The organism is Sphingomonas canadensis (assembly GCF_026013525.1).
GTDB classification, from domain to species: Bacteria; Pseudomonadota; Alphaproteobacteria; order Sphingomonadales; family Sphingomonadaceae; genus Sphingomonas; species Sphingomonas canadensis.
In genome coordinates, this window is the sequence record NZ_JAPDRA010000003.1 from 341,475 (window position 1) to 368,015 (window position 26,541).

At 68.3% G+C, this 26,541-nt stretch carries 34 protein-coding genes; 17 read left to right on the forward strand and 17 right to left on the reverse strand.

Features of this window, described 5'->3' with window-relative positions:
* The first annotated feature begins 2 nt into the window (after positions 1-2).
* The 5 genes from OM513_RS09275 to OM513_RS09295 all read left to right on the forward strand — a co-directional run bounded on the left by OM513_RS09275 (position 3) and on the right by OM513_RS09295 (position 3,909).
* Positions 3-719, forward strand: coding sequence for a CoA transferase subunit A (locus tag OM513_RS09275; protein WP_264943893.1), 717 nt, complete (start codon positions 3-5; stop codon positions 717-719).
* Positions 719-1,366 carry a 3-oxoacid CoA-transferase subunit B gene (locus OM513_RS09280; protein WP_264943894.1) on the forward strand — a complete coding sequence of 216 codons (648 nt, stop codon included), beginning with the start codon at positions 719-721 and terminating at the stop codon, positions 1,364-1,366. The genes OM513_RS09275 and OM513_RS09280 overlap by 1 nt, the downstream gene beginning before the upstream one ends.
* 88 nt (positions 1,367-1,454) lie before the next feature.
* Positions 1,455-1,748 (forward strand): hypothetical protein, encoded by a 294-nt coding sequence (locus OM513_RS09285; protein ID WP_264943895.1) that lies wholly within the window; start codon positions 1,455-1,457, stop codon positions 1,746-1,748.
* A 60-nt stretch (positions 1,749-1,808) separates the two neighbouring features.
* A complete protein-coding gene (locus OM513_RS09290) occupies positions 1,809-2,699 on the forward strand; it encodes an SDR family NAD(P)-dependent oxidoreductase (protein WP_264943896.1) in 891 nt (296 codons plus the stop codon).
* Positions 2,700-2,784: 85 nt separating this feature from the next.
* Positions 2,785-3,909 carry a hypothetical protein gene (locus tag OM513_RS09295; protein WP_264943897.1) on the forward strand — a complete coding sequence of 375 codons (1,125 nt, stop codon included), beginning with the start codon at positions 2,785-2,787 and terminating at the stop codon, positions 3,907-3,909.
* Between the two features lie 91 nt (positions 3,910-4,000).
* On the opposite strand, the gene OM513_RS09300 is transcribed toward OM513_RS09295, so the two are convergent.
* Positions 4,001-4,339 (reverse strand): DUF2794 domain-containing protein, encoded by a 339-nt coding sequence (locus OM513_RS09300; protein ID WP_264943898.1) that lies wholly within the window; start codon positions 4,337-4,339, stop codon positions 4,001-4,003.
* A 52-nt stretch (positions 4,340-4,391) separates the two neighbouring features.
* Positions 4,392-5,108 carry a serine O-acetyltransferase EpsC gene (gene epsC, locus OM513_RS09305; protein WP_264943899.1) on the reverse strand — a complete coding sequence of 239 codons (717 nt, stop codon included), beginning with the start codon at positions 5,106-5,108 and terminating at the stop codon, positions 4,392-4,394.
* Positions 5,109-5,375: 267 nt separating this feature from the next.
* Between epsC and ahpC the strand changes: the two genes are divergently transcribed.
* The 3 genes from ahpC to OM513_RS09320 all read left to right on the forward strand — a co-directional run bounded on the left by ahpC (position 5,376) and on the right by OM513_RS09320 (position 8,648).
* Positions 5,376-5,939: an alkyl hydroperoxide reductase subunit C gene (gene ahpC, locus OM513_RS09310; protein WP_264943900.1), complete on the forward strand. Its 564-nt coding sequence runs from the start codon at positions 5,376-5,378 to the stop codon at positions 5,937-5,939.
* Positions 5,940-6,062: 123 nt separating this feature from the next.
* Positions 6,063-7,643 carry an alkyl hydroperoxide reductase subunit F gene (gene ahpF / locus OM513_RS09315; protein WP_264943901.1) on the forward strand — a complete coding sequence of 527 codons (1,581 nt, stop codon included), beginning with the start codon at positions 6,063-6,065 and terminating at the stop codon, positions 7,641-7,643.
* A gap of 102 nt (positions 7,644-7,745) precedes the next feature.
* Positions 7,746-8,648: a hydrogen peroxide-inducible genes activator gene (locus OM513_RS09320; protein WP_264943902.1), complete on the forward strand. Its 903-nt coding sequence runs from the start codon at positions 7,746-7,748 to the stop codon at positions 8,646-8,648.
* Here the strand turns inward: OM513_RS09320 and OM513_RS09325 are convergent.
* Genes OM513_RS09325 through pgsA form a run of 5 tightly spaced genes read right to left on the reverse strand, consistent with a single transcriptional unit; the run spans position 8,645 to position 10,534 of the window.
* Positions 8,645-8,971, reverse strand: a complete 327-nt coding sequence (locus OM513_RS09325) for a type II toxin-antitoxin system RelE/ParE family toxin (RefSeq protein WP_264943903.1) — start codon at positions 8,969-8,971, stop codon at positions 8,645-8,647. The genes OM513_RS09320 and OM513_RS09325 overlap by 4 nt on opposite strands.
* The gene (locus OM513_RS09330; RefSeq protein ID WP_264943904.1) at positions 8,968-9,228 is read right to left on the reverse strand and encodes a ribbon-helix-helix domain-containing protein; all 261 of its coding nucleotides are present in this window, start codon (positions 9,226-9,228) and stop codon (positions 8,968-8,970) included. Before OM513_RS09330 ends, OM513_RS09325 begins: the two co-directional genes overlap by 4 nt.
* Before the next feature lie 52 nt (positions 9,229-9,280).
* Positions 9,281-9,718 (reverse strand): molybdenum cofactor biosynthesis protein MoaE, encoded by a 438-nt coding sequence (locus tag OM513_RS09335; RefSeq protein WP_264943905.1) that lies wholly within the window; start codon positions 9,716-9,718, stop codon positions 9,281-9,283.
* Positions 9,715-9,966, reverse strand: coding sequence for a molybdopterin converting factor subunit 1 (moaD, locus tag OM513_RS09340; RefSeq protein ID WP_264943906.1), 252 nt, complete (start codon positions 9,964-9,966; stop codon positions 9,715-9,717). Before moaD ends, OM513_RS09335 begins: the two co-directional genes overlap by 4 nt.
* A 13-nt stretch (positions 9,967-9,979) precedes the next feature.
* Positions 9,980-10,534, reverse strand: coding sequence for a CDP-diacylglycerol--glycerol-3-phosphate 3-phosphatidyltransferase (pgsA, locus tag OM513_RS09345; protein WP_264943907.1), 555 nt, complete (start codon positions 10,532-10,534; stop codon positions 9,980-9,982).
* A gap of 162 nt (positions 10,535-10,696) precedes the next feature.
* Here pgsA and OM513_RS09350 point away from each other — a divergent pair, with 162 nt between their 5' ends.
* Positions 10,697-12,010 carry an MFS transporter gene (locus tag OM513_RS09350; RefSeq protein ID WP_264943908.1) on the forward strand — a complete coding sequence of 438 codons (1,314 nt, stop codon included), beginning with the start codon at positions 10,697-10,699 and terminating at the stop codon, positions 12,008-12,010.
* Positions 12,011-12,044: 34 nt separating this feature from the next.
* Here OM513_RS09350 and OM513_RS09355 read toward each other — a convergent pair whose 3' ends face one another.
* The 9 genes from OM513_RS09355 to OM513_RS09395 form a co-directional block, all read right to left on the reverse strand.
* Positions 12,045-12,215, reverse strand: coding sequence for a hypothetical protein (locus OM513_RS09355; RefSeq protein WP_264943909.1), 171 nt, complete (start codon positions 12,213-12,215; stop codon positions 12,045-12,047).
* A gap of 111 nt (positions 12,216-12,326) precedes the next feature.
* Positions 12,327-13,340 (reverse strand): LacI family DNA-binding transcriptional regulator, encoded by a 1,014-nt coding sequence (locus OM513_RS09360; RefSeq protein WP_264943910.1) that lies wholly within the window; start codon positions 13,338-13,340, stop codon positions 12,327-12,329.
* A gap of 101 nt (positions 13,341-13,441) precedes the next feature.
* Entirely contained in the window at positions 13,442-14,134 is a 693-nt protein-coding gene (gene phoB / locus OM513_RS09365; protein WP_264943911.1) for a phosphate regulon transcriptional regulator PhoB, read from the reverse strand.
* Positions 14,135-14,147: 13 nt separating this feature from the next.
* On the reverse strand, positions 14,148-14,843 hold the full coding sequence (gene phoU, locus OM513_RS09370) for a phosphate signaling complex protein PhoU (RefSeq protein ID WP_264943912.1): 696 nt from the start codon (positions 14,841-14,843) through the stop codon (positions 14,148-14,150).
* A complete protein-coding gene (gene pstB, locus OM513_RS09375) occupies positions 14,843-15,634 on the reverse strand; it encodes a phosphate ABC transporter ATP-binding protein PstB (RefSeq protein WP_264943913.1) in 792 nt (263 codons plus the stop codon). The genes phoU and pstB overlap by 1 nt, the downstream gene beginning before the upstream one ends.
* The gene (gene pstA, locus OM513_RS09380) at positions 15,634-16,929 is read right to left on the reverse strand and encodes a phosphate ABC transporter permease PstA (RefSeq protein WP_264943914.1); all 1,296 of its coding nucleotides are present in this window, start codon (positions 16,927-16,929) and stop codon (positions 15,634-15,636) included. The genes pstB and pstA overlap by 1 nt, the downstream gene beginning before the upstream one ends.
* Positions 16,922-18,298 (reverse strand): phosphate ABC transporter permease subunit PstC, encoded by a 1,377-nt coding sequence (gene pstC, locus OM513_RS09385; RefSeq protein WP_264943915.1) that lies wholly within the window; start codon positions 18,296-18,298, stop codon positions 16,922-16,924. The genes pstA and pstC overlap by 8 nt, the downstream gene beginning before the upstream one ends.
* An 11-nt stretch (positions 18,299-18,309) precedes the next feature.
* The gene (locus OM513_RS09390; protein ID WP_264943916.1) at positions 18,310-19,326 is read right to left on the reverse strand and encodes a substrate-binding domain-containing protein; all 1,017 of its coding nucleotides are present in this window, start codon (positions 19,324-19,326) and stop codon (positions 18,310-18,312) included.
* Positions 19,327-19,425: 99 nt separating this feature from the next.
* Positions 19,426-20,640, reverse strand: coding sequence for an ATP-binding protein (locus OM513_RS09395; RefSeq protein ID WP_264943917.1), 1,215 nt, complete (start codon positions 20,638-20,640; stop codon positions 19,426-19,428).
* A 61-nt stretch (positions 20,641-20,701) separates the two neighbouring features.
* On the opposite strand from OM513_RS09395, the gene OM513_RS09400 reads away from it, so the two are divergent.
* The 5 genes from OM513_RS09400 (at position 20,702) to OM513_RS09420 (ending at position 23,756) form a co-directional block, all read left to right on the forward strand.
* A complete protein-coding gene (locus OM513_RS09400; RefSeq protein ID WP_264943918.1) occupies positions 20,702-21,106 on the forward strand; it encodes a hypothetical protein in 405 nt (134 codons plus the stop codon).
* Between the two features lie 54 nt (positions 21,107-21,160).
* Positions 21,161-21,430, forward strand: coding sequence for an HPr-rel-A system PqqD family peptide chaperone (locus OM513_RS09405; protein WP_264943919.1), 270 nt, complete (start codon positions 21,161-21,163; stop codon positions 21,428-21,430).
* Entirely contained in the window at positions 21,427-22,287 is an 861-nt protein-coding gene (locus OM513_RS09410) for an HprK-related kinase A (protein WP_264943920.1), read from the forward strand. Before OM513_RS09405 ends, OM513_RS09410 begins: the two co-directional genes overlap by 4 nt.
* Positions 22,284-23,291 carry a nucleotidyltransferase domain-containing protein gene (locus tag OM513_RS09415; RefSeq protein WP_264943921.1) on the forward strand — a complete coding sequence of 336 codons (1,008 nt, stop codon included), beginning with the start codon at positions 22,284-22,286 and terminating at the stop codon, positions 23,289-23,291. The genes OM513_RS09410 and OM513_RS09415 overlap by 4 nt, the downstream gene beginning before the upstream one ends.
* 63 nt (positions 23,292-23,354) lie before the next feature.
* Positions 23,355-23,756 carry a hypothetical protein gene (locus tag OM513_RS09420; RefSeq protein WP_264943922.1) on the forward strand — a complete coding sequence of 134 codons (402 nt, stop codon included), beginning with the start codon at positions 23,355-23,357 and terminating at the stop codon, positions 23,754-23,756.
* A 13-nt stretch (positions 23,757-23,769) separates the two neighbouring features.
* Here OM513_RS09420 and OM513_RS09425 read toward each other — a convergent pair whose 3' ends face one another.
* Entirely contained in the window at positions 23,770-24,450 is a 681-nt protein-coding gene (locus OM513_RS09425; protein ID WP_264943923.1) for an HAD hydrolase-like protein, read from the reverse strand.
* A 74-nt stretch (positions 24,451-24,524) separates the two neighbouring features.
* Here OM513_RS09425 and glmU point away from each other — a divergent pair, with 74 nt between their 5' ends.
* The 3 genes from glmU (at position 24,525) to OM513_RS09440 (ending at position 26,533) form a co-directional block, all read left to right on the forward strand.
* On the forward strand, positions 24,525-25,877 hold the full coding sequence (glmU, locus tag OM513_RS09430) for a bifunctional UDP-N-acetylglucosamine diphosphorylase/glucosamine-1-phosphate N-acetyltransferase GlmU (RefSeq protein WP_264943924.1): 1,353 nt from the start codon (positions 24,525-24,527) through the stop codon (positions 25,875-25,877).
* Positions 25,878-25,973: 96 nt separating this feature from the next.
* Positions 25,974-26,168: a ribbon-helix-helix domain-containing protein gene (locus tag OM513_RS09435; protein ID WP_264943925.1), complete on the forward strand. Its 195-nt coding sequence runs from the start codon at positions 25,974-25,976 to the stop codon at positions 26,166-26,168.
* On the forward strand, positions 26,165-26,533 hold the full coding sequence (locus OM513_RS09440; RefSeq protein WP_264943926.1) for a type II toxin-antitoxin system VapC family toxin: 369 nt from the start codon (positions 26,165-26,167) through the stop codon (positions 26,531-26,533). Before OM513_RS09435 ends, OM513_RS09440 begins: the two co-directional genes overlap by 4 nt.
* Positions 26,534-26,541: the final 8 nt, after the last annotated feature.

Genomic DNA, 26,541 nt, shown 5'->3' on the forward strand with positions numbered 1-26,541 from the left:
CGATGGCGGGCAAGGTCTATCCCTCCGCCGCCGCCGCGCTCGACGGGCTGTTGTTCGACGGCATGACGATCATGTCCGGCGGCTTCGGGCTGGTCGGCAATCCGGAGATGCTGATCCCCGCGATCCACGCCAGCGGCGTGCGCGGGCTGACGGTGATCTCGAACAATTGCGGCGCAGACGGTTTCGGGCTGTGGACGCTGCTGAACAACGGCCAGATCGCCAAGATGATCAGCTCCTATGTCGGCGAGAACAAGCTGTTCGAGCAACTCTATCTGGAGGGCAGGCTGGAGCTGGAGCTGAACCCCCAGGGCACGCTGGCGGAGCGCATCCGCGCGGGCGGGGCGGGCATCCCGGCCTTCTTCACCGCCACTGGCGTGGGCACGGTGGTGGCCGAGGGCAAGCCGGTGCAGAATTTCGACGGGCGCGATTATGTGATGGAGCGCTGGCTGCGCGCCGACCTGGCGATCGTGAAGGCGTGGAAGGCGGACCCGGAGGGCAACCTGTTGTTCCGCAAGACCGCGCGCAACTTCAACCCGGTGATGGCCACCGCCGCGGAGGTGACCGTCGTGGAGGTGGAGGAGCTGGTGCCCGCGGGCGCGATCGACCCCGATCAGGTCCACACGCCCGGCATCTATGTCGATCGCATCGTGCTGGGCAGCGGCTATGCCCGCCGGGTGGAGAAGCGCACCGTCCGCCAGCGCCCGGTGGAGGCCGCCTGATGGCCTGGACCCGCGATCAGATGGCGGCGCGCGCGGCGCAGGAGCTGCGCGACGGCTATTACGTCAACCTGGGCATCGGCATCCCCACGCTGGTGGCCAATCATATCCCGGCGGGCGTGCGCGTGACGCTCCAGTCGGAGAACGGCATGCTCGGCATGGGTCCCTATCCCTATGAGGACGAGCTGGACCCGGACCTGATCAACGCGGGGAAGGAGACGATCACCCAGCTCCCCACCTCCAGCTTCTTCTCCTCGGCGGAAAGCTTCGCGATGATCCGCGGCGGGCATATCGACGCGGCGATCCTGGGCGCGATGCAGGTTTCGGCGCGCGGCGATCTGGCCAACTGGACCGTGCCGGGCAAGATGGTGAAGGGCATGGGCGGCGCGATGGACCTGGTGGCGGGCGTGCGGCGCGTGATCGTTGTGATGGATCATGTCACGCGCGACGGATCGCCCAAGATCCTGCCCGAATGCACGCTGCCGCTGACCGGCGCCGGGGTGGTGGACCTGATCGTCACCGATCTGGGCGTGATCCGGTGCGACAAGGGCGAAGGCGCGCTGACGCTGATCGAATGCGCGCCCGGGGTGATGCCGGAGGTCGTCTGCGCGCGCACCGCCGCGCCGTTGCGCGTCGCCGTAGCGGCGTAGGGGGCGGCGCCGCTGCAACCCGCGGGATCGGCCGTGCGTTGGCGGGGCGGGCATTCCGGGTGCCCGTAGCAATGCCAGGAGAATCCCGATGAAGCTGCTGTTCCTCGCCGCCGCGATCGTCGTCGCCGCGCCCGCCGCCGCCCAGACCGCGCCGGTCCCCGCGCCCGCGCAGGGCGAAGAAGCCCCGGCCGCCGACGATCCGAAGGGCGGCTATCAGCCCAGTGCGCCGCTGTTCAGCGCGCCGCCCGTGCCCGGTGCGCGGATCGTGTTCGTCCCCAATCCGCTGACGCCGGACCAGGCCTTTCCGCCCCCGCCGCCGCTGCCCGAATATCCGGTTTGCAAGCGCGGCCAGTACGACAATTGCCGCCAGCGCGGCGGCTGAGTTGACGGGCGCGTAAAGCGCGGTAGGGCAGGCGCAGCCAATCTCAGGAGTGCGCCTGCCATGACCATCAGCTTCAAGGATCGCGTCGCCATCGTCACCGGCGCCGGCGGCGGGCTGGGCCGCGCCTATGCGCTCGCGCTGGCCGCGCGCGGGGCCAAGGTGGTGGTCAACGATCTGGGCGGCGCGCGCGACGGCACCGGCCATTCGGACGCCGCGCTCCAGGTGGTGGCCGAGATTGAGGCCGCGGGCGGCGAGGCGATGTCCAACGGCGGCAGCGTCACCGAATATGCCCAGATGGAAGAGATGGTGGCCCGCACCAAGGAGCGCTGGGGCCGCGTCGACATCCTGATCAACAACGCCGGCGTGCTGCGCGACAAGAGCTTCGTCAAGATGGAGCCGGCCGATTTCGAATTCGTGGTGAACGTGCATCTGATCGGATCGGCCAACGCCAGCAAGGCGGTGTGGGATACGATGCGCGAGCAGGCCTATGGCCGCATCCTGATGACCAGCTCCACCTCCGGCCTGTACGGAAATTTCGGCCAGGCCAATTACGGCGCGGCCAAGCTGGGCCTGGTGGGCCTCGCCAAGACGCTGCACCTGGAGGGCGCCAAATACGGCATCCGAGTCAACGCGCTGGCGCCGATCGCGGGCACGCGCATGACCGAGGACATCCTGCCCGAAGCCGCGTTCAAGCTGTTCGCGCCCGAAAGCGTCGCCCCGGTGGCGCTCTATCTGGTCAGCGAGGATGCGCCGAACAACGCCATCGTCGGCGCGGGCGGCGGCGTGGCCCAGGCCGCCTTCGTCACGCTCACGCCCGGCGTGAAGCTGGCCGAGCTGACCCCCGAAAGCGTCGCCGCGCAATGGAGCGGGATCGTCGACCGCGCGGGCGAGATCGTGCCCCAGTCGGGCGCCGAGCAGAGTATGCTGATCATGGGCAAGCTGCAGGGCTAGGCGCGGCGGGCGCCGTTGCGCCCCGCCGTATTGTATCACTAATACACCTGTGGTAGACGCCTCCGTAACGAAGGAGGATTGCCCCATGTATAGCGAAAGCGATCTCGCGGGCGCGGTGGAGGCGGGGGTGCTGACCCCCGAGGCCGCCGAAGCGTTCCGCAACCATATCGCCGCCAGCCGGTCTGCCCCGGCGGTGGACGAGGAACATTTCCGGCTGCTCACCGGCTTCAACGACATCTTCGTCGCGATCGCGGCGGCACTGATCCTGGTCGCGGTGGGCTGGATCGGCTTCTACATCGGCGCCACGGTCACCGGGCTGGAGCATGACGAAGGGCCGCGCAGCGTGGGCACCGCCGCGGCCTGCGGCAGCTTCGCGGTGGCGATCACGAGCTGGCTTCTCGCCGAATATTTCACCGCCAAGCGGCGGATGGCGCTGCCCAGCATCCTGCTGCTGCTCGGCTTCGCGGGCGGCATATTCACCGGGCTGGCCGCCGTATTCGGTGCCAACGCGCCGTGGCTGGCCGAACAGCTCGGCATCGCCTTCAACGACGAACTGGGGCTGAAGCGGCTGGCGGGCGCTTCGGTGATCGCGGTCGGCGTGCTGACCGCGGCGGCGACCTGGATCCATTGGCGCCGCTTCATGGTGCCGATCACGGTCGCGGTGGGCGCGGTGGCGCTGGTTTCGGTGGTGATAGGCGCGATCGTGGCCTTCGTTCCGGGATCGGATTCGGCGCTAAACTGGATGCTGCTCGCCGCAGGCGTGCTGGTGTTCGGCTTCGCGATGCGCTGGGACATGAGCGACCTGGAGCGCCGCAGCCGCCGGTCGGACGTCGCCTTCTGGCTGCATCTCGCCGCCGCGCCGCTGATCGCGCATCCGGTGTTCAACCTGCTCGGCGTGTTCGACGGGGATATCAGCGTGATGATGGCGCTGGTGGTGCTGGCGCTCTACATCGGCTTCGCCGCGGTGGCGCTGGCGGTGGACCGGCGCGCGCTGCTGGTCTCGTCGCTGATCTATGTGCTGGGCGCCATGTATGCGCTGTTTGAGAAGACCGGCGCGGTCGAGCTGGCGGCGGCGCTCACCGCGCTGGTGATCGGCTCCGCGCTGCTCACGCTCTCCGCTTTCTGGCAGCCGATGCGGCGCGGCGTGGTGGGCGTGCTGGGCGGACTGGGCGATCACCTGCCGCCGACGCAGCAGCCCGCGCTGGCCTGAACCCGGTCAAACGGGGCGGCGCGCGCGGTCAGGGAGGCAGCGCGCCCGCCTTGTCGAGAACCCCTTCCGCCCCCGGGGCGGGAGGGGTTTTCTAATCCTCCACCAGCTTCAGCAGCCGCCGTTCGAGCGGGGCCAGCACTCCGGCCAGTTCGTGCCCGCGCTTCAGCACCGCGCCGGCTTCGCCCACCAGCGCCCACATGCCCTGGCGGTTGCGCAACGAAGGGCGCTTCTCGATCCGGTACTCGGGCCGCTCCGCCGCGCGGCGGAAGGCGGCGAATACCGCCGTCTCATTGTCGAAGCGCACCGCATAGTCGCGCCAATGCCCGGCGGCGACCATCCTGCCGTAGAGATCGAGAATCCGGGTCAGCTCCGCGCGATCGAACCCCACCTGGGCCGAACGGGCGATGGGGATCGGTGTCACCGTCCCCATTCAGGCGCGGTCCCTTGCGATGCGGTGGCGGTCCGGCGCCGCTGCCCTGCGATCACGCCGAATCGCGCTGCTCCATCGGAAACAGGCCGGGCTGTTCGGCCCGCAGCGCGTCGCGCTCGGCCATCAGCGCGTCGAGGCGCTTGCGCATCGTCTCCAGCTCGCAGCGCATCAGCTCCAGCTTCTGCGTCGCGGGATCGAACATCTGGCTGCACGGCGTGCCATAGGGGACGAAGCCCTGCTGGACGTTCTCCGCTTCCATCAGCATCGGCTTGGCGGGGATGCCCACCATCACCGCGCCTTCGGGCACGTCGCGCGTCACCACCGCATTGGCGCCGACGCGCGCGCGCTCGCCCACGATGATCGGGCCGAGCACCTGCGCGCCCGATCCGATGATCGCGCCGTCGAGCAGCGTCGGGTGGCGCTTGCCGGCAACGCCGTTGTCCGGGCTGGTGCCGCCCAGGGTGACGCACTGATAGATGGTGACGTCGTCGCCGATCTCGGCGGTCTCGCCGATCACCACGAAGCCGTGGTCGATGAAGAAGTTGCGGCCGATCTTCGCGCCCGGATGGATATCGATCGCGGTCAGCCAGCGCGACCAGTGGTTCACCACGCGCGCGAGGAAGAACAGCCGGTTGCGGTAGAGCGCGTGCGCGATCCGGTGATAGCCAAGCGCCCAGACGCCCGGATAGAGCAGAATCTCCATGCGCGATCGCGGCGCGGGGTCGCGCGCCTTGATCGAAGCGAGATAGGCGCCGAGGCGCTGGAACATGGCCGGTTCCCCTTATTCGTGCCGCTATCTAGGCGCTGGCCTGCTAAATTTCCAGCGCCGGAACCATCTCGTTTTTGGAAGGCTTTGATAAGCCACGGTTATGCACCGTGCCGCGAACCTCCGTTTCCAAAGTTGATTTCGATCAAATCTGTTCGATTGATTGATTGGATCGATTGAAGACAGCGAGGGTTCCAATTTCACGACTCGCCCGCGGCCCCCTATATGCCGGCTCGCAAGACGCAAACCCAATCGGAGGAAACACCGCTCATGGCGCTTATCGGAAGCACGCTCCAGCCGTTCAAGGCCACCGCGTTCAAGGAAGGCAAGTTCGTCGACGTCACCGACGCCGATGTGAAGGGCAAATGGGCCGTTTTCTTCTTCTATCCGGCCGACTTCACCTTCGTCTGCCCGACCGAGCTTGAGGACCTGGCCGACATCTACCCGACGCTGCAGGGCATGGGCGTGGAGGTCTATTCGGTCTCGACCGACACCCATTTCTGCCACAAGGCGTGGCACGACACGTCGCCGGCGATCGGCAAGATCAACTATTACATGCTGGGCGACCAGAACCACGATCTGTCGAACCAGTTCGGCGTGTTGCGTCCGGGCGTAGGCCTGGCCGATCGCGGAACCTTCGTGCTCGATCCGGAAGGCGTGATCCAGCTCGTCGAGATCACCCCGGAGGGCGTGGGCCGCAACGCTTCGGAGCTGCTGCGCAAGATCAAGGCAGCGCAATATTGGCAGAGCCACCCCGGCGAAGTCTGCCCGGCGAAGTGGGAAGAGGGTGAGAAGACCCTGGCCCCGTCGCTCGACCTGGTCGGCAAGATCTAAGCACCCCCTCTCCCTTCAAGGGGTGCCCAAGCGGCCCGGAGCCGAACGCCGGGAAGCCCATGCCGCGCGCATGGCGTTTCCCGCGCTCCGGCTTCGGGCCGCATCGTTTTTCAGGAGGTACCGATGCTCGACGCAAATCTGACCCAGCAGCTCAAGGGCTATCTCGCGAACATCCGCGAGCCCATCGAGCTCGTCGCCAGCCTGGGCGACGACGCCAAGTCGCGTGAGCTTGGCGAACTCCTCGGCGAGATCGCGGCGCTTTCGGACAAGATCGCCGTCATCCGCGCCGATGACGACAAGCGCCGCCCCAGCTTCATGATCCGCCGCGCCGGCACCGACATCGGCGTGCGCTTCGCCGGAATTCCGATGGGGCACGAGTTCACCAGCCTGGTGCTGGCGCTGCTCCAGGTCGGCGGCCACCCGTCCAAGGCGGCGCAGGAGCTGATCGAACAGGTGAAGAACCTGGACGGCGACTATGAATTCGAGACCTATTTCTCGCTGAGCTGCCAGAACTGCCCGGACGTGGTCCAGGCGCTGAACCTGATGGCGGTACTCAACCCGCGCATCAAGCACACCGCGATCGACGGCGCGCTGTTCCAGGAGGAAGTGGACGGCCGCAAGGTGATGGCGGTGCCCACCGTGTTCCTGAACGGCGAACAGTTCGCATCGGGCCGGATGGAGCTGGAGCAGATCGTCGCCCGGCTAGACAGCGGCGCGGAGAAGCGCGCGGCGGAGAAGCTGGCGCAGAAGGACCCGTTCGACGTGCTGGTCGTCGGCGGCGGTCCGGCGGGCGCGGCGGCGGCGATCTATGCCGCGCGCAAGGGCATCCGCGTCGGCGTGGCGGCGGAGCGCTTCGGCGGCCAGGTGCTCGACACCATGGGCATCGAGAACTTCATCTCCGTCCCCTACACCGAGGGGCCGAAGCTGGCCGCCCATCTGGAGCAGCACGTCAAGGAGAACGGCGTCGACATCATGAACCTGCAGCGCGCCGAGAAGCTGGTCCCGGCCAGCCGCGAGGGCGGGCTGCACGAGCTGGTGCTGGCCAATGGCGCGAGCCTGAAGGCGCGGACGATCATCCTCACCACCGGCGCGCGCTGGCGGCAGATGAACGTGCCGGGCGAGGACGAGTATCGCAACAAGGGCGTGGCCTATTGCCCGCACTGCGACGGCCCGCTGTTCAAGGGCAAGCGTGTGGCGGTGATCGGCGGCGGCAATTCGGGCGTGGAGGCCGCGATCGACCTGGCCGGCATCGTCGCGCACGTCACGCTGATCGAGTTCGACAGCCAGCTTCGCGCCGATGCGGTGCTACAGCGCAAGCTGGCGAGCCTGCCGAACGTCAAGATCCTCACCTCGTCGATGACGACCCGCGTCAACGGCGACGGTACCAAGGTGACCGGCCTGACCTACAAGGACCGCGTCTCGGGTGCCGAGCATGATATCGAGCTGGAGGGTATCTTCGTCCAGATCGGGCTGGTGCCGAACACCGAATGGATGAAGGATGCGGTGGCGCTCACCCCGCGCGGCGAGATCGTGATCGACGCGCGCGGCGAGACCAGCCAGCCCGGCATCTTCGCGGCGGGCGATGCCACCACCGTGCCCTATAAGCAGATCGTGATCGCGATGGGCGCGGGCTCCACGGCGGCGCTCTCCGCCTTCGATTACCTCATCCGCCTGCCGGCCGAGGAACTGGTCGAGGCGGCCTGACATCCCTTCCCGGGAGGTGCGCCGGTTCTCCCTGACCGGCGCACCATTGGCCTGATCGCTCGCGTCGCTTATATCGGGCATATTCATCGCCCGGGACGATCAATGGCCGCCATCTACCTGCCGACGCTGAAGCAGCTCCAATATCTCGTCGCGCTCCATGACGCGGGCCATTTCGGTCGCGCGGCGGAGGCATGTTTCGTCACCCAGTCCACACTGTCGGCGGGTATCCGCGAGCTGGAGACGCTGATCGGCGTGGTGCTGGTGGAGCGCACGCGCCGCGTGGTCCGCTTCACCCCGCTGGGCGAGACGATCGTCGCCAAGGCGCGGCGCGTGCTGCGCGAGGCGGACGAACTGGCCGATCTGGCCCGCGCCGCCGGACGGCCGCTGTCGGGCGAGATGCGGATGAGCGTGATCCCCACCATCGCTCCCTTCCTGTTGCCGCGCATCCTGCCGCGGCTGCGCGAGCAGTATCCCGACCTGAAGCTGTTCCTGCGCGAAGAGACGAGCGGGCACGCCTGCGAGAGCCTGAACAACGGCCGCGTCGATTGCGTGCTGCTCGCCTTGCCCTATTCGTGCGGCGAGGTGGAGGCGGCGCCGCTGTTCGACGACCGGCTGTTCGTCGCCTTTCCGGAAGGGGAGATGGACGCCGCCGCGCTGGCGATCCACCCGGACGACATCGACGAGGCGCGGCTGCTGCTGCTGGAGGACGGGCATTGCCTGAAGGACCACGCGCTCGCCGCCTGCAACCGGCCGGAGCTGCGCGCGGAGGCAACGATGCTGGGCACCTCGCTCTACACCATGGTGCAGATGGTGGATAACGGCCTGGGCGTCACCATGCTGCCGGAAATGGCGCTGGATGCGGGCATCCTGGAACACACCCATGTCGCCGCGCGTCCGCTGGAATCGGAACATGCCTCGCGCAAGATCGCGCTTGTCTGGCGCAAGGCCTCCCCACGCGAACGCGACTTCCGCCTGCTCGCCGAGGTGCTGGCCGAAGCGGGTTAGGGCTCGCCCGGGCCTGCGAACGCCTCGGCCAGGCGCGTCGCACGGTGCATTCGCTCGTGAAGTATCGCAGCGATGCCTATCGTCCCCTCCGGTAGCACGCGCCAGTAGATGAGGTGCCGTTCGTAGCGGGTGAAATAGCCGTCGACCTCGAACTCGGCGGGAATCGCGCGCCACGGGAGGCTTCGGGCGGCGATCTGTCCGAACCGCGCAATGAGCCCGTCGAGATATCGCTCGGCCTGCGCTTCGCCCCAGCGCTTCCGGGTGTAATCGACGATGGCTTCGAGCTGATATTCCGCGGCATCGAGAAGCAGATAGCCGCTCACCTGGCCCAGCGTTGCCGCGCGCGTTCCAGGAATTCCTCACGATCCAGCGGCCTGTACCGTTCGACCGGCGCCGCAAAGGCCCGCTGCAACTCCGCCTTCAGCGCTTCGAATGCCTGGTGCTCGACCCTTTCCTTGTCGCGGCGGATCAGGTCCCGGACATATTCGCTCGCGTTTTCATACGGACCATTCTCGCCGATGTTCTCAATGACGAAATCTTCCAGCGGACCGGTGATCCTGACATTCAACGTCGTGCTCATGTAACACCTCGTTGCCACAATATAGTGGAATATTGAGACTGGGCAACGCGACCTAACCCCAGCGCCCGGCCGCCGCGGTGTCGCTTTCGCGTGCTGCCACCCAGCGGATATCGGTGCCGCGTTCCTCCTTCTTCCAGAAGGGGGCGTCGGTCTTGAGCCGGTCGATCAGGAAGGCGCAGCTTTCCAGCGCGGCGGCGCGGTGGGTGGCGGCGGTGCCGACGAAGACGATCCGGTCTCCCGGCACCATCGGCCCCACCCGGTGGACGATCGTGACCGCCAGCAGCCCCCAGCGCGCGAAGGCATCCTCGGCGATGCCGCACAGCGCGGCTTCGGTCATGCCGGGATAATGTTCCAGCGTCAGCCGGGTGACGCCGTCGTCGCCGCGCACCGATCCGGTGAAGGTGGCGATGCCGCCCGCGCCATGCGCCTCCACGCCCGCGATCTCCGTCGCCAGGTCGATCGGCGCGGGCTGGACGGAGACGCGGATCATCCGCCCGTCACCGGCGGAAAGATCGCCACCTCGCGCGCGGCGCCCAGCGGGGTATCGAGCGGGACGAAGCGCTGGTCGATCGCGGCGCGCAGCCGGGCGGGCTCGCCCAGCGCTTCGGCATGGCCCGGGCTGCGTCCGGCCAGCCAGGCGATCAGGTCCGCCACGGTCGCCACATGCGCGGGCGGATCGACCTGCTCGTGTCCGGTGCCCACCGATTCGCGCACCCAGGCAAAGTAGAGCAGGTCCATCAGCCGCCCCCGCTCACGTATCCATATGCTTCAGGCCGACGCGCAGATAATCCCAGCCGGTGATCAGCGTCAGCGCGGCGGCGCCCCACAGCGCGGCCAGCCCGGTGGTCTCCACCCATTCCCAGCGCGGCAGCGCGCCCGCCAGGATCAGCAGCCCCAGCGCGCCGAGTTGCAGCGTCGTCTTCCACTTGGCGAGCTGCGAGACCGGTACCGAAACCTGGAGCTGCGCCAGGAACTCGCGCAGGCCCGATACCATGATCTCGCGCAGCAGGATCACCAGCGCCGCGACCAGGTGCGGTCCCTCGATCACTCCCTTGCCAGCGAGCATCAGGATCACCGCGGCGACCATCACCTTGTCCGCGATCGGATCCAGGAACACGCCCAGCTTCGACACGGTGCCTTGCGCGCGGGCGAGGTAGCCGTCGAAATAATCGGTGATGCCCATCAGGCAGTAGAGCGCGAAGGCCACCGCATAGCCTGCCTGCCACTGCGGCCACCAGAGCAGCGCGGCGAGCAGGGGCACGGCAAGGATGCGGGAAAGCGTCAGGATGTTCGGCAAAGTCAGCATCGTGCGCCGCATGTAGCACCGCGCTTCGTGCCCCGAAACCATCATCGCGGCTGGGCCGTGCGGCTGGGCCGGCGGCTCCGGAGGGGCATATACTCGGCCATTGCCGCGCGTCGCCTGCCTCGGCTATGCCCGTGCGTCCGTTAGCCATATTCAGGGATTTGCATGAAAGGTTCGCTCGGCCTGCTCAGGGAGCGCCGCTTCCTGCCCCTCTTCATCACGCAGTTCCTGGGGGCCTTCAACGACAATCTCTTCAAGAACGCGATGGTCTTCTTCGCGACCTATGAGATCTACAACAGCGTGGAGGCGGAGACGCAGTTCAGCGCTGTCGCCACCGGCATCTTCATCTTGCCCTTCTTCCTGCTCTCCGCGCTCGCCGGCCAGCTTGCCGACAGCTATGACAAGGCGCGGATCATGCGGATCATCAAGTTCGCCGAAATCTGCATCATGCTGGTCGGCGCGGCGGGGATATTCTTCAAGAGCATCGAGATGATGCTCGCTGCGCTGGTGGGCATGGGCATCCATTCCACCTTCTTCGGCCCGATCAAATATGCCGTGCTGCCGCAGCACCTGCAGCCGCGCGAGGTGCTGGCGGGAACGGGCCTGGTGGAGGCGGGCACCTATGTCGCGATCCTGTGCGGCACGATCGCGGGCGGGCTGATCAGCCCCAACGCCGCGGCCATCGCGGTGCTGGTTGTGGCGGCCACCGGCTGGGTGGCGTCGCTCAACATCCCCTCGGCGCCGCCGGCCGCCAAGCTGGACCTGGATTACAACATCTTCCGCGCGTCCTACCGGCTGATCTACGGCACGCTGCATATCCGCCGGTTGTTCCTGGCGATCATGTCGATCAGCGTGTTCTGGACGATCGCGGCGATCCTGGGCGTGCTGTTCCCGCCGCTGGTGAAGAACGTGTTCCACGCGCAGAAGGATGTGGCCAGCGTGTTCCTGGCGATCTTCTCGGTCGGCATCGCGATCGGATCGATCGTGATCAACCGGCTGTTGAAGGGGCGCATCTCGGCGCGCTACTCGCCGGCTTCGGTGCTGGTGATGTCGCTGTTCGTGGTGGATTTCTATTTCGCCGCCGCCTTCTGGGGCGCGGACCAGGCGGGGCCGCTGCTCAAGACGATGGACTTCCTGGGCACGCCTGGCGCGTGGCGCATCCTGTTCGATCTGGGGATGATCGCGATCACCGGCGGCATGTTCGTGGTGCCGCTCTACGCCTTTCTGACGACGACGGTGGACAAGTCGCAGACCTCGCGGACGGTTGCGGCGAACAACATCGTCAACTCGGCCTTCATGGTGGTGGGATCGGTGGGCATCCTGGGCGTGACCACGCTGGGCGTCGGCGTGGCGGAGGCGCTGTGGGTGGTGTTCGGCCTTTGCCTGTTGTCCGCCTGGTGCGGCTTCCAGCTCTATCGCGCCGGAGACGTGCCGCACGACGACGAGGAGGGCCACGTGCCACACGCTGGCGGGCACTGATCGTCTGCCGGCGTAGCAGCCGCCGGACAGTCGGTTAGAGCAGGAAGGTCGTGAAGCAGACGAAGAAGGCGGCGAAGCTCAGCATGAAGAGCTTCATGTCGCCATCGTCGCGGCGTTTGCGGTCGAGCTTCTGGAAGTGCGCGATGCTGTGGCGGAAGGGGTGGCCACGGGCCGGCCCGGCGAGGCGGAGATGCTGCGTGCTCATGCGAGCGAAGTTAACGCGGCGTTTACGAATTCCGCCAGCGAAACTGATGGTTAAGCAATGTCCGCCGCCGGGACGATCGCGACACGCCGTTAATCTTGAAATCGCGGAAGTTCAGCGTCCGGCGGGCGCCGGGCCGGTGGAGGACCGCACCACCAGCGCGTGGCCCAGCGTCACCTGGCGCTCGTCCACCTCGGTGTTGAGCATCAGGTCGGCCGCGGCATAGGCCAGCTCGCGCACCGGCTGGCGGATGGTGGTGAGCGGGGGCCAGACGGCGCTGGCGAGATCCGAATCGTCGAAGCCCGCGATCGAAAGCTCGCCCGGCACCGCGATGCCCAGTTCGTGCGCCACGGCCAGCGCGCCCGCCGCCATATCGTCATTGCCCGCGAAGATCGCGGTCGGGCGATGCGCGCGCGCCAGCAGGGTCCGCGCGGCCGCACGTCCCGATCCGAAGCTGTAGTCACCCTGCACGACCAGATCGGCCTGGAAGCCGATGCCATGCGCCTCCAGCGCGGCGCGATAGCCGGCCAGGCGGTCGCTCGACGAGATATGGCTGGCCGGCCCCTGGATGAAGGCGATCGCGCGGTGGCCCAGCCCGATCAGATGCTCGGTCAGCTCGCGCCCGGCGGCGATGTCGTCCATCGAGGCGTGGAGCCCCGCGCCGCGGCGCAGGCCCGGAGCGATCCGCACATAGGCGACGCCGCGCCGGTCCAGCTCGTCGAGCAGCGGCGTCACGTCGGACACCGGGGGCGAGATGATCAGCCCGTCCAGATGCGCCTCGTCGATCAGCGCGGTGACCGAATCGACCAGATCGGGCGACTGGATGTCGCAGGGCTGCTGGAGCAGGCGATAGCCCAGTTCGGTGCAGCGCTGCGTCGCGCCGATCTGGACGTGATAGATGTAATAGGGGCTGGGATTGTCATAGAGCAGCGCCACCTGGAACGACTTGCGCCCCGCCAGCGTGCGCGCCGCGTGGCTGGGGCGGAAGTTCAGCGCGGCCACCGCCTCTTCGACGCGGCGGCGCGTCGCTTCGCTGACGTGCTTTTCATTGTTCAGGACGCGGCTGACGGTCTTGAACGACACCCCAGCGATCTTCGAGACTTCCTTGATCGTCGGACGGCTCGACATGGCTCCCCCAGCGGCGCCGGGCGACGGCCAGGCCCTGGACATGCGCATAGAAGCCCGCGGCCCCCGCGCGCAAGCATTGTTATTCCAGCGGCGGGCCGGCTCTAGTTGCCGGCGTCGAGCGCGTAGCCGGCGGAGCGGACGGTGCGGATGATGTCCGGCCGGTCGCCCGCGTTGATCGCCTTGCGCAGGCGGCGGATGTGAACGTCCACGGTGCGGCTCTCGATGTCGCTGTCGTGACCCCATACCGCGTCGAGCAGCCGCTCACGCGAGAACACCCAGCCCGGATGCTCCAGGAAATGCTTGAGCAGGCGGAACTCGGTGGGGCCAAGCGGCACGATCTCGCCGCCGCGGCGGACCTTGTGGCCCACCGTGTCCATCTCGATATCGGCATAGGTCAGCGCCTCGCCGGCCAGCGCGGGGCGCACGCGGCGCAGCACGGCGCCCACGCGCGCCACCAGCTCGCGCGGGGAGAAGGGCTTGGTGACGTAATCGTCCGCCCCGGTCTCCAGCCCGCGGACGCGGTCTTCCTCTTCGCCGCGCGCCGTCAGCATGATGATCGGCACGTTGGCGGTTTCGGGCATGCGGCGCAGGCGGCGGCACACCTCGATCCCCGAAATGCCCTCCACCATCCAGTCGAGCAGCACGATATCGGGCGTCTGTTCCTTGGCGAGCAGCAGCGCCTCCTCGCCATCGGGGGTCTGCTTGACGTCGAAATCCTCGCGCTTGAAGTGCCAGGTGACCAGTTCCGCCAGCGCGGCGTCGTCCTCGACCAGGAGCATGCGGGCGCGTGCCATTTGCGTTACTTCCTTAGTTGGAGCCCTCGCCGGATTCGCGATCCGAGAGGTGTTTTCCGGTTGCGGCGAAATAGACCATCTCGGCCACGTTGGTGGCGTGGTCGCCGATCCTCTCCAGGTTCTTGGCGACGAACAGCAGGTGCGCGACCTGGCTGACCGTGCGCGGATTTTCGACCATGAAGGTCACGAGCGTGCGGAAGATGCTGTCGTAGAAATCGTCCAGCGCGCTGTCGCGATCATGGACCGCGGCGGCCTTTTCGGCATCGCGCGCGGAAAAGGCGTCGAGCACGTCATGCACCATGTCGCTGGCGATCTGCGCCATCGACGGCAGCACGGAGACCACCTCGATCCGGTCGCCGTCGGCGTGGATCGCGGGCACGCGCTTGGCGATGTTCTTGGCATAGTCGCCGATCCGCTCGACCACCGCGGCGATCTTCAGCGCCGCCACCACCTCGCGCAGATCGTCGGCCATCGGCGCGCGCAGCGCGATGACGCGCACGGCGAGCCGCTCCGCCTCCGCCTCGATCGTGTCGATCGCCTTGTCCTTCTTGCGGACCTGCTTGGCGAGCTCGTGATCGTTGCGCTGAAGCGCGGTCATCGCGTCGGCGATGGCCTGTTCGGCCAGGCCGCCCATCTGGCTGATCAACGCGCGCAGATGGCTGATGTCCTGATCGAAAGCCTTGACGGTATGTTCGTGTCCCGTGGCCATCATCCGTACCTTCCGGTGATGTAGTCCTTCGTCCGCTCCTGGCGCGGATTGGTGAAGATGTCGTCGGTAACGCCATATTCCACAAGCGTGCCGAGATGGAAAAAGGCGGTGCGCTGGCTGACGCGGGCCGCCTGCTGCATGTTGTGGGTGACGATCACGATGGCATAGCGGCCGCGCAGTTCGTGGATCAGCTCCTCGATCTTGGCGGTGGCGATCGGATCGAGCGCGGAGCAGGGCTCGTCCATCAGGATCACCTCGGGATCGACGGCGATCGCGCGGGCGATGCACAGCCGCTGCTGCTGGCCGCCCGAAAGCGCGGTGCCGCTGTCGCTCAGCCGGTCCTTCACCTCTTCCCACAGGCCGGCGCGTTTCAGCGAGCGTTCGACGATGCCGTCCATATCGGCCTTGGACGCCGCCAGCCCGTGGATGCGCGGGCCATAGGCGACATTCTCGTAGATCGACTTGGGGAAGGGATTGGGCTTCTGGAACACCATGCCCACGCGGGCGCGGAGCTGCACCACGTCCATCGACGGCGAATAGATATCCTCGCCGTCCAGCCGGATGTCGCCCTCCACCCGCGCGGAGGCGACCGTGTCGTTCATCCGGTTGAGCGTGCGCAGGAAAGTCGATTTGCCGCAGCCCGACGGGCCGATGAAGGCGGTGACATGATCCATGTCGATATCGATCGATACGTCGCGGATCGCCTGCGTGCTTCCGTAGAAGACGTTGACGTTCTTCGCCGACATCTTGTGCCCGGTGTCGTTGGCCGGGGCAGGGGCGGTCTCGGTCATCACCAGCGGGTCTCGAACCTGTTGCGAAGATAGATGGCCAGTCCGTTCATGGCGAGCAGGAACACCAGCAGCACGATAATCGCGGCGCTGGTCTTCTCGACGAACACGCGGCTCACCTCGTCGGACCAGAGGAAGATCTGAACCGGCAGCACGGTGGCCGGATCGGTGAAGCCCTGCGGCGGCTGCACCACGAAGGCGCGCATGCCGATCAGCAGCAGCGGCGCCGTTTCGCCCAGCGCGCGCGCCATGCCGATGATCGTGCCGGTCAGGATGCCCGGCATCGCCAGCGGCAGGACGTGGTGGAACACCACCTGCACCCGGCTGGCGCCGATGCCCAGCGCCGCGTCGCGGATCGAGGGCGGCACCGCCTTGATCGCGTTGCGGCTGGCGATAACGATCACGGGCATGATCATCAGCGCGAGCGTGAGGCCGCCCACCACCGCCGCCGATCGCGGCAGCAGCGGGCCGAACTGATGCCCGAACATCTCCCAGGTGCCCAGGAACACCGCCAGGCCCAGCAGGCCGAAGATGATCGAGGGCACCGCCGCCAGATTGTTGATCGAAACCTCGATCAGGTCGGTCCAGCGGTTCCGCGTGGCATATTCCTCAAGATAGATGGCGGAGAGCACGCCCACCGGAAAGGCGATCAGGAAGGTGATCGCCATCGTCAGCAGCGATCCCTTCAGCGCGCCCCAGATGCCCGCCACCATCGGATCGGTGGAGTTGCTGGCGGTCAGGAAATCGCGGTTGAAGCCGGTACGGATCGCGCCCAGCCCCTCCAGCTTCGATGCGCCGGTGACCACGGCTGGATCGCCTTCGCCGCGCAGTGCGAGCTGAATCTCGGGCGAAGCGGGAATCCAGATGCGCTCCTTGCGGCCCAGGATGCCCGGATCGGCCTTGATCGCGTCGCGAACCGTGAGCCAGCCGTTGTCGGAGATCAGCGGGACGGGGCCGGGATAAGCCGCGCTGGCCGCCCCCTTCACCACATTCTCCAGCTCCGCGCCCGCCAGCGCCAGATCGGCGCCGGGGGTGGATAGCTGGGCACGATCGACGGGCAGCGCCAGCGCCGGGAAATCGAATTCCAGCGCCACCTCGGTCCGCATGAAGCCGCGCGCGCCGTTGGCCGCCATGGTGGCGAGCAGGAACGCCAGGAACGCGGCGGAGAGCACCACCGCGGCAAGGCCCATCAGCTTGAAGCGCCGTTCCGCGGCGTAGCGGCGGCGGATGCGCTTCTGCATCGCCTCCGCCTTCCAGTCGGTCGGCGCGCGATCGGACGAGGCGAGCCGCTTATTCATAGGCCTCCCGGTAGCGCTTCACCACGGCGAGCGCGACGATGTTGAGCAGCAGCGTGACGACGAACAGCGTCAGGCCCAGCGCGAAGGCGGCCAGCGTCTTGGGGCTGTCGAACTCGGCCTCGCCGGTCAGCAGGTCCACGATCTGCTTGGTTACGGTGGTCGCGCTTTCGAACGGGTTGAGCGTGATCGTGGCGGCGCCGGATGCGGCCATCACCACGATCATCGTCTCGCCGATCGCACGGCTGACGGCCAGCAGCACGCCCGCGACCACGCCCGGCAGCGCCGCGGGCAGCAGCACGCGGCGGATCGTCTCGCTGGTGGTCGCGCCCATCGCCAGGCTGCCGTCGCGCATCGCCGCGGGCACCGCCGCGATCGAATCGTCGGCCATCGAGGAGACGAAGGGGATGATCATCACGCCCATCACCAGTCCCGCCGCCAGCGCGCTTTCGGACGAGGCATAGGTCATGCCCAGCGACACGGCGAGATCGCGCACCGCGGGCGCCACCGTCAGCGCGGCGAAATAGCCGTAGACCACGGTCGGCACGCCCGCCAGGATCTCCAGGATCGGCTTCATCCAGCGGCGCACGCGCGGCGCGGCATATTGGGTGAGGTAGATCGCGCTCATCAGCCCGAACGGGATCGCCACGATCATCGCGATCACCGCGCCGATGAAGAAGGTGCCCCAGAACAGCGGCACCGCGCCCAGCGAGGCGCCCGGATCGGCCGGGTCGATCACCTGCGGGCTCCAGTGCGTGCCGAACAGGAAGTCGAAGACCGAGACCTGGCCGAAGAAACGCAGCGATTCCCACAGCAGCGACAGGAAGATTCCCAGCGTCGTCAGGATCGCGATCAGCGATGCGACGAGCAGGATCAGCATCACCGCGCGCTCCACCCGCGAACGCGCGCGGAAGCCGGCGCGGATGCGCGTGAAGGCGAAGGCGCCGCCCGCGAAGGCCAGCAGGATCGCGGCGGCGGTGCCCGTCCAGCCGTAGCGCTTCTCCGCCGCGCGGGTGGGCTCGGCGAGTTGCTCCGCCAGCGGGTCGAACGCCTTTGCGCCGGGGGTATGCGCGATCCGGCTCGCCTCGCCCAGCAACGCCTCGCGCTCGAAGTCGAAGGCGGGGAGCTGCTTGGCGGCGGGATGCTGCATCACCGCCTCGCGCACCAGCCCGGGGCTCACCGATCCCCAGACCGCGAGGAACAGCAGCGCCGGCAGGACGGTCCACATCGCGACGTACCAGCCGTGCTGCGACGGCAGCGAATGCAGCCGCTTGGCGCCGCCGCGATCGAAGCGCATCGCGCGGGCGCGCGCCGTCAGCCAGGCGATCAGGCCCAGGCCGGCGATCAGGAACAGAAGGGCGAAGGGACTCACCGTGGCTCCGATCAGTGCAACTGTGCCGGGTCGAGCGCAATGCCCCCGGCGACGATGTCGCGCGAATGGGCGCGCACGTCCTCGGGCGCCGCGATCAGCCCGCGCTTCACCAGCTTGCCCTGCGGATCCCACATGGTCGCGTAGAGCTTCAGGAAGTCGCTGAGCCCCGGCACCGCGCGCAGGTGGCGCTTCTTGACATAGAGGAACAGCGGCCGCGCCCCGGGATAGGTGCGCGATGCGATCGCCTCATAGCTGGGCGTGACGCCCTCGATCGGCACGCCGTGGAGACGGGCGGCGTTCTCTTCCAGATAGCTGTAGCCGAACACGCCCACGGCATTGGGGTTCTGCGCCAGGCCCTGGACGATCAGATTGTCGTTCTCGCCCTTATCGATATAGGCGCCGTCGTCGCGGATGCGCTTGCAGAGCTTGTCATAGGGGCCGGTGTCCTTGGACTTCTTCAGCTCCTTGGCTTCCGGGTTCGCCTCGGCGCAGCCGGGCTCCATGATCAGCTCGACCAGCGCGTCGCGCGTGCCGCTGGTGGAGGGCGGGCCCATCACCTGGATCGGGATCGCGGGCAGCGCGGGGTTCACGTCCTGCCAGGTGCGCGCGGCGTTGGGCTTGCCGCCCGGGCTGGCGGCGAGCGCGAGATAGACGTCCTTCTTGCTGAGCTGCAGCTTCGGGCCGTTGTTCGATTCGGCCAGCGCCACGCCGTCGACGCCGATCTGCACCTCGATGATCTCGCCGACGCCGTTCTTCTCGCACAGCGCATATTCGGATTTCTTCATCCGGCGCGATGCGTTGGCGATGTCGGGATATTCCCATCCCGCGCCGCCGCAGAAGCGCGCGATGCCCGCGCCCGTGCCGATCGATTCCACCACGGGCGGACGGCTCGTCCCGCCCTGGTTGACGAACGCCTCGGCCACCAGCGCGGTGAAGGGGAACACGGTGGAGGAGCCCACGGCGCGGATCTCGCGCGTGGAATTGCTGTTGCATGCCGCCAGCGCCAGCGCCGGGACAGCAATAAGCATCAGCCTGCCGAAAATCGTGGCTCTCCTGTGCGCTTGAAGGAAGCGGCGTGAAGCGAAGGGGAATCGGACCCCTCGCCAAGCCCCCATCTTTCAGCAGGGTTACGCCTTTATGACAGTGTGGACCGGCAGCAGGACGCGCATCGTGGTTCCCTTGCCCACGGTACTGGAGATATCGAGGCGGCCGCGATGCCGCTCCACGATGTGCTTGACGATCGCAAGGCCCAGCCCGGTGCCGCCCATCGCGCGGCTGCGGCCCGAATCGACGCGGTAGAAACGCTCGGTCAGCCGCGGGATATGCTCGGGCGGGATGCCTTCGCCCTCGTCGGACACGGTCAGCCGCACCATCGCGTCGCTTTCCGGCGCCAGCGTCACCGTTACGGGCGTGCCTTCGCGCCCGTATTTCATGGCGTTGCCGACGATATTGTGGAGGAGCTGCGAAAGCTGGGCGCGATCCCCGCGTACCGGCGGGATTTCCGAAAGCTCCAGCCGCAGGTCCTGCGCGCGCTCGCCGCCGCCCGCCGAAAGCTCGCCGCATACGTCGCGGGCGAGCGCGGCGAGATCGACCGACTGATCGGGTGCGCGATATTTGTCCGCCTCGATCCGGCTGAGCGAGATCAGGTCCTCGATCAGCCGCTGCATGCGCTTGGCCTCGTCGAACATGATCTTCAGGAAGCGCTTGCGCGTCGCGGGATCGTCGCCCGCCTCGTCCGCCAGCGTCTCGACATAGCCCAGCAGCACCGCCAGCGGCGTGCGCAGTTCGTGGCTGGCGTTGGCGACGAAGTCCACGCGGATGCGCTCGCTGGTGTAGCTGCCGGTGCGATCGAGCAGGTGGACGATGCGGCGCCCGCCCACGGTGCGCACGCGCATTTCCCAGCGCTGGTCGCGCGTGCCGAGCCCGACGAGATGGACCGGTGCCCCCGGGATGGCGTTGTCGGGGTTCAGCAGGCGCTCCGCCGCGGCGGGGTGGCGGATCGCCATGCGCACGTCCTCGCCCAGGATATGCTGGCCGAGCAGCGCCTGGGCGGAGCGGTTCGCCGCCTCGACGCGGGTGTCGCGGATCACCAGCACGGGCTCCGCGATCGCCTCGATCACGTCCGCCAGCCGCGTTTCTGGGGCAGGGGGCCCGCGATCCGGCGCAGGGGCGGGGGATGGCGGCCCCTCGCCCGCGCCGGCGGAGATCAGCACGGCCGCGATGCCGCAGACCAGCACGATCAGGCTGACCTGCACGTCGCCGCTCAGCAGGAACGCGGCCAGCGCGGCAAGCGCCACCACCGCCAGTGCCAGCAGCGCGCGCAATCCGGAATGGAAATGCATGCGGCCTCTGTAGGCAGTGATTTACGATTGCGAAAGCCGCGCGGGCGCAGGAAATAGGGCCATGAGCGACGAGGACCAGGCCATGGAGGGTTCGCCCCCCAAATCGACGCGGCGGCGCGCGCTGATGCTGGGCGCCGCTTCGGCCTCGGCGATCGTCACCATCCGCCCGGCGCTGGCGCAGACCGGCGCATCGGTCACCAATTGCGAGATCCCGGTTCCCGATCCCGGCCGCGCGGGATTCTATGTCGCGCCCGATGGGCAGCTCGTGCCGCCGGGGACGCAGGGAGCCTTCCCGCCGCCGGGCCGCGCGTTCAAGGCGGAGGAGGTCAAGCGCGCGCTGGCGGGCGGCACGCTGCCCGGCACCGATTACGAGCGCAGCCGCGCCTATACCAACTATATCCGCAGGCTTCAGTCGGGCACCAGCGGCTTTACCTGCTTCGCCTCGCTGCAGATGCCGCGCGGCTGAGGCCGTGCCATCGGACAAGGAACCGCCAAGGGTTCGCGGGCAGTGGCCGCGGGCATGAACCGCTATCGTGCCGCCGCGCCAGCGACGCTTCGCATCGTTCCGCTCGACGCGCTGACGCTGATCTATCACCGCGCGTCGGGCATCACGCATATCGTCGACAGCCCGGTGCCCGAGATTCTGGAGGCGCTGGCGGGCGAGGCGCTGGCCGTTCCTGTGCTGCTCGCGCGGCTGGCCGAGCGTTTCGAACTGGCGGACGGCGAGGCGGAGGCGCTGGCGGCGCGGCTGGACGAGCTGGCGGCGGCGGGGCTGGTGGAGCGGCTGTGAGGCACGCCACCGCGCTTCGCATCGGCCCGGTGGGCTTTCGCCTGGGCAGCGACTGGCCCGGGCCGGTCGCCGCGATCGACGATCTCTACGCCGGCTATCCGCAACCCCTGGACGGCATCCCCGACTTCACCGTGCGCCTGTTCGCCGCGCGGCCGTGGCGGCGCTGGCTGCGCCCCTCGGTCCACATCGGCGGCGATTATGTGCTGCCCGATGCGGCGCCGCTGCCGCTCGCGCTTGGGCTGATCGCGGCCGAGATGGGGATGAACCTGCAGATGGCGCTGGGGCAGCGGCGCTACCTGCTGCTCCATGCCTCCGCCGTGGAGCGCGACGGGCGGGCGCTGCTGATGACCGGCATATCGGGCGCGGGGAAATCGACGCTGGCGGCGCTGCTGATGGCGCGCGGATGGCGGCTGATGGGCGACGAGTTCGCGCTGGTCGATCCGGAAACGGGGCTGGTCCACGCCTTTCCCCGGCTGATCAGCCTGAAGAACGAGGCGATCCCGGTGATGGAGGCGGCGCTGCCCGGCGCGCGCTTCGGTCCGCGGCTGGAGGGCACGCCGAAGGGCACGATCCGCCATCTGGTTCCCGACGCAGGTTCGCTGGCGGCGATGGATGCGCCCGCAGTGCCCGCGCTGATCCTGTTCCCGCGCTACGGCTTCGCCACCGAGACGCGCGAGGTGCTGCCCAGCGAAACCTTCCTGTGGCTGACCCAGGCATCGACCAACTATGTCGCGCTGGCCGAGCGCGGGTTCGACGCGCTGACCCGGCTGGTGACGCAGGTGCCGGCCCGCGCGCTCGATTACCCCGATACGGACAGCGCGATCGCCGAGGTCGAGCGGCTGTGGGCCTCGCTGTGAGCGGTGCGCGCATCCTGGCCGATGCGCTGCGCGCGCCGGAGACGGCGCTGCGCCTCGACGCGGCGGGCTGGACCGCGCTGATCGCGATGGCCCGCGCCGAGCAGCTTGCCGGCACGCTGGCGCACCGGCTGGAGGGGCTGGCGGTGCCCGGCGCGGCGGCGTGCATCCTGGCCGATGCGCGCGCTTCCGCGGCGCAGGGGCAGACGGCGGCGCTGTGGGAGGCGGAGATGGCCCGGCGCGCGCTGGCGCCGCTGGAAATGCCGGTGGTGCTGCTGAAGGGCACCGCCTTCGCCGCTGCCGGGCTTTCCGCGGGGATGGGGCGGTCGATCGGCGACCTCGACATACTGGTTCCGCGCGGCCGGATCGGCGAGGCGGAAGCGGCGCTGATCGCGGCGGGGTGGGAATGGGTGAAGCCCGATCCCTATGACGACCTCTATTACCGCCGCTGGATGCACGAGCTGCCGCCGCTGATCCACCGCGAGCGCGACCGGATGATCGACGTCCACCACACCATCCTGCCGCTCACCGCGCGGATCACGCCCGACGCGGAGGCGCTGATCGCGGACAGCGTGGTGCTGGCGGACGGGCTGCGCGTGCTTTCGCCGCCGGACATGATCTGCCACGCCGCCGCGCACCTGTTCGCCGACGGCGATCTGGCGGGGGGGCTGCGCAACCTGTGGGACATCCATTGCCTGATCGGCGAGAGCGGGACGCAGGGGCTGGAGGCGCGCGCCGCGCATCACGGGCTGTCGGCCGCGGTGGCGCGCGCGGGGCGGCTGTCGCACGCGCTGTTCGGCAGCGCGGTGCCGCAGGCGTGGCGGCGGACCGCGGGCGCCGACGCGCTCTACCTGCGCCGGATGCTGGCCCGCGACGGATGGGGGCGGGCGACGCGGCGGCTGACGCGCATGGGCTTCTATATCCGCAGCCACGCGATCCGCATGCCGCCCGCGATGCTGGCGCGCCACCTGTGGACCAAATGGCGAAAGGGCCATGTTCCGGGATAAGCGCCATCGACATCGGCGGGGCGCCGTGCCAGTTTCCGCCGCGTAAAGAGCAATGGGGTGGCGATGCGTAGGATCGGGGCGGTTGCGGCGATGCTGATGGTTGCGGGATGTTCGGCCGGTCCGGCCCTGCCCGCCGCGGATCAGGCGGTCGAGCGGTTCCGCAAGCAATATGAGGCGCGGCAGTTCGCGGAAATCTATCGCGAGGCGGCGCCGGAATTCCGGCTGGGCACGCCGGAAGCCGATCTGGTGAAGCAGATGTCGCAATGGCGCGAAGGCCTGGGCAGCTTCCGTTCGGCACCGCCTTCGGGATGGCGCCTGCGCGACGGCGGGCGCGTGCTGCACCTGGTGTTCGATTCCACCTTCGAGAAGGGCAAGGCGATGGAGAAATTCGCCTTCAAGGTCGATGGCAGCAAGGTGGCGTTGCTGGAGTATGAGGTGGAGGCCGCGGGCGCGCCTGCGCAATAGGCGCCGCCCGGGTTCAGCCCTGCGCGCCCAGCGCCTCCAGCACCGGGACAAGCTCGTCATAATGGCCGATCACCGCATCGGCCCCCAGTTCCTCCACCGGGCCGGTGAGAAAGCCGAACGACACCGCGATGCTGGGGATACCCGCGTTGCGCGCGGCGCCGGTATCGAATTCCGAATCGCCGACGAAGGCCGCGCGGCCGCCGCCGCAGCGCGCGATCATCTCGCGGATCGGCAGCGGGCTGGGCTTGGCATTGCCCCGGCCCATGGTGTCGCCGCCGATCACCGTGGCAAAGCGATCGGTCATCCCCAGCTCCGCGACCAGGCGCACCGCCAGATATTCGAACTTGTTGGTGACGATCGCGATCTGCGCGCCCGCCGCGTCGAGCTGTGCCATCGCGTCGAGCAGGCCGGGGAAGGGGCGGGTGTGGCGCGCGATGTTCGCTTCGTAGAAGGCGAGCAGTTCCGGGAACAGCCGCCGCACCAGCGCTTCGTCGCAATGGCCCGAGGCCGCCAGCCCCTGTTCCAGCATGTGGCGTGCGCCTCGGCCGATCATCGGCAGCACCTGCGCCACTGCGAGCGGCGGGCGCCCGTCGAGCGCCAGCGCATGGTTCACCGCGTCGGTCAGGTCGCCGCTGGTGTCGAACAACGTGCCGTCCAGGTCGAAACCGACGATGTCGAAGGGGAATTTCCGCATCACGCGCCGCCACTGCCAGCGGCGCTATGGAATTGGCAACATAATCATGGCAGGGGCTCCGCCATGGAGGGCAGATGAGCGCACCCATCGCCGCGGTTATCCTTGCAGCCGGCAAGGGCACTCGGATGAAATCCGACCTGCACAAGGTTCTCCACCCGATCGCCGGGCGGGCCATGCTGCTGCACCTGATCGACAGCCTGGACGACGCCGGCGCCACCGAGCGCGTGGTGGTGGTCGGTTCGCTGCGCGAGCAGGTCGAGGCTGCCGTGGCGCCGCATGGCGTGAAGATCGCCGTGCAGGAGGAACAGCTCGGCACGGCGCACGCCGCGTTGCAGGCCAGGGCGGCGCTCGTGGGCTTCGACGGGGTGGTGGTGATCTGCTTCGGCGACGCGCCGTTCCTCTCCGCCGAAACGGTGCGGCGGCTGGCGGCCCGGCTGGACGACGTGGATCATCCCGCCATCGCCGTGCTGGGCTTCCGCCCCGCGGACCCCGCCGCCTATGGCCGGATCATGGCCGACAGCGACGGCCGCATCCTGGTGATGGTGGAATATAAGGACGCAACGCCCGTCCAGCGCGCCGAGCGGCTGTGCAACTCGGGCGTCACCGCGGTGCGCGCGCGCGACCTGTGGCCGCTGCTGGAGCGCGTGGGCAACGACAATGCCGCGGGCGAATATTATCTGCCCGATATCGTCACGCTCGCCACGCGCGACGGGCTGCGATCGGTGGTGATCGAGGCGCCCGAGGCCGAGGTGATGGGGATCAACAGCCGCGCCGAGCTGGCCGATGCCGAACTGGCGTGGCAGCGCGCGCGGCGGACGGCGGCGATGGCCGACGGCGCGTCGCTGATCGCGCCCGAAACCGTGTGGTTCGCGTTCGATACCCGCGTCGGCCGCGACGTGACGATCGAACCCAATGTCGTGTTCGGCCCCGGGGTGACGATCGCGGACCGGGTGACGATCCACGCCTTCTGCCATCTGGAGGGCGCGACGGTGATGCCTGGCGCCAGCGTCGGCCCCTATGCGCGGCTGCGGCCCGGCACGGTGCTGGAACAGGGCGCGAAGGTGGGCAATTTCGTCGAGATCAAGAAGGCCGTGCTCGGCCCCGGGGCCAAGGCGAATCACCTGACCTATCTGGGCGACGCCACGGTGGGATCGGGCGCGAACGTGGGCGCGGGCACGATCACCTGCAACTATGACGGATTCGGCAAGTACAAGACCGAGATCGGCCATGGCGCCTTCATCGGATCGAACAGCGCGCTGGTGGCCCCGGTGAAGATCGGCGACGGCGCGATCGTGGCGGCGGGATCGGTGGTGACCCGCGATGTGGAGGCCAACGCCCTGGCACTCGCCCGCGGCACGCAGGAGGTGAAGCCCGGCTGGGCCATGCGCTTCCGCGAGCGGATGAAGGCGCGGAAAGCGGCGAAGTGAGCGGCGGCCGTCCCGCTGCTCGCGCGCGGCATCGTTGACGGGAACTCCCATCCGGGCGAGCTTGCGCTGATATCATGATATGATATAGAGATATCAATGCGCTTTCTCGTCGATATTCCTGACGAAGACCTGGGCTGGCTGGACCGCAAGGCCGCCGAGACAGGCAAGTCGCGTGCGGCGCTCGTGCGCGAGGCGGTGGCGGCCTATCGCGCGCAGACCGGCGGCGACGGGATCGAGCGCTATTTCGGGATATGGAAGGATCGTTCCGGCCCCGACGAGCCCGCCATATGAGCGAGGCGGCGTTCGACACCGGGATACTGCTCGACCTGCTGGCCGGGGTCGTTCCGGCGCAACGCGAGCTGGAACGCTTTCCGCGCCGCTACGTGAGCCGGCTGAGCTGGATCGAAGTCATGACCCGCGCGCTGCCCGAAGACGGCAACCGCGCCAAGGCGTTCCTGGACTATTTCTCGATCGTGGAGCTGAGCGAGGAGATTGCGCGCCGCGCCGCGGTGCTGCGGTCGGAGCGCCGCGGGCTCCCGGTCGCGGATGCGGTGATCCTGGCTTCGGCGCAGGTACACGGGCGCATCCTGGTGACACGGAATACCAAGGATTTTCCGGCAACACTGCCGGGCATTCGCGTGCCTTACACGCTCTAGGGGAAGCA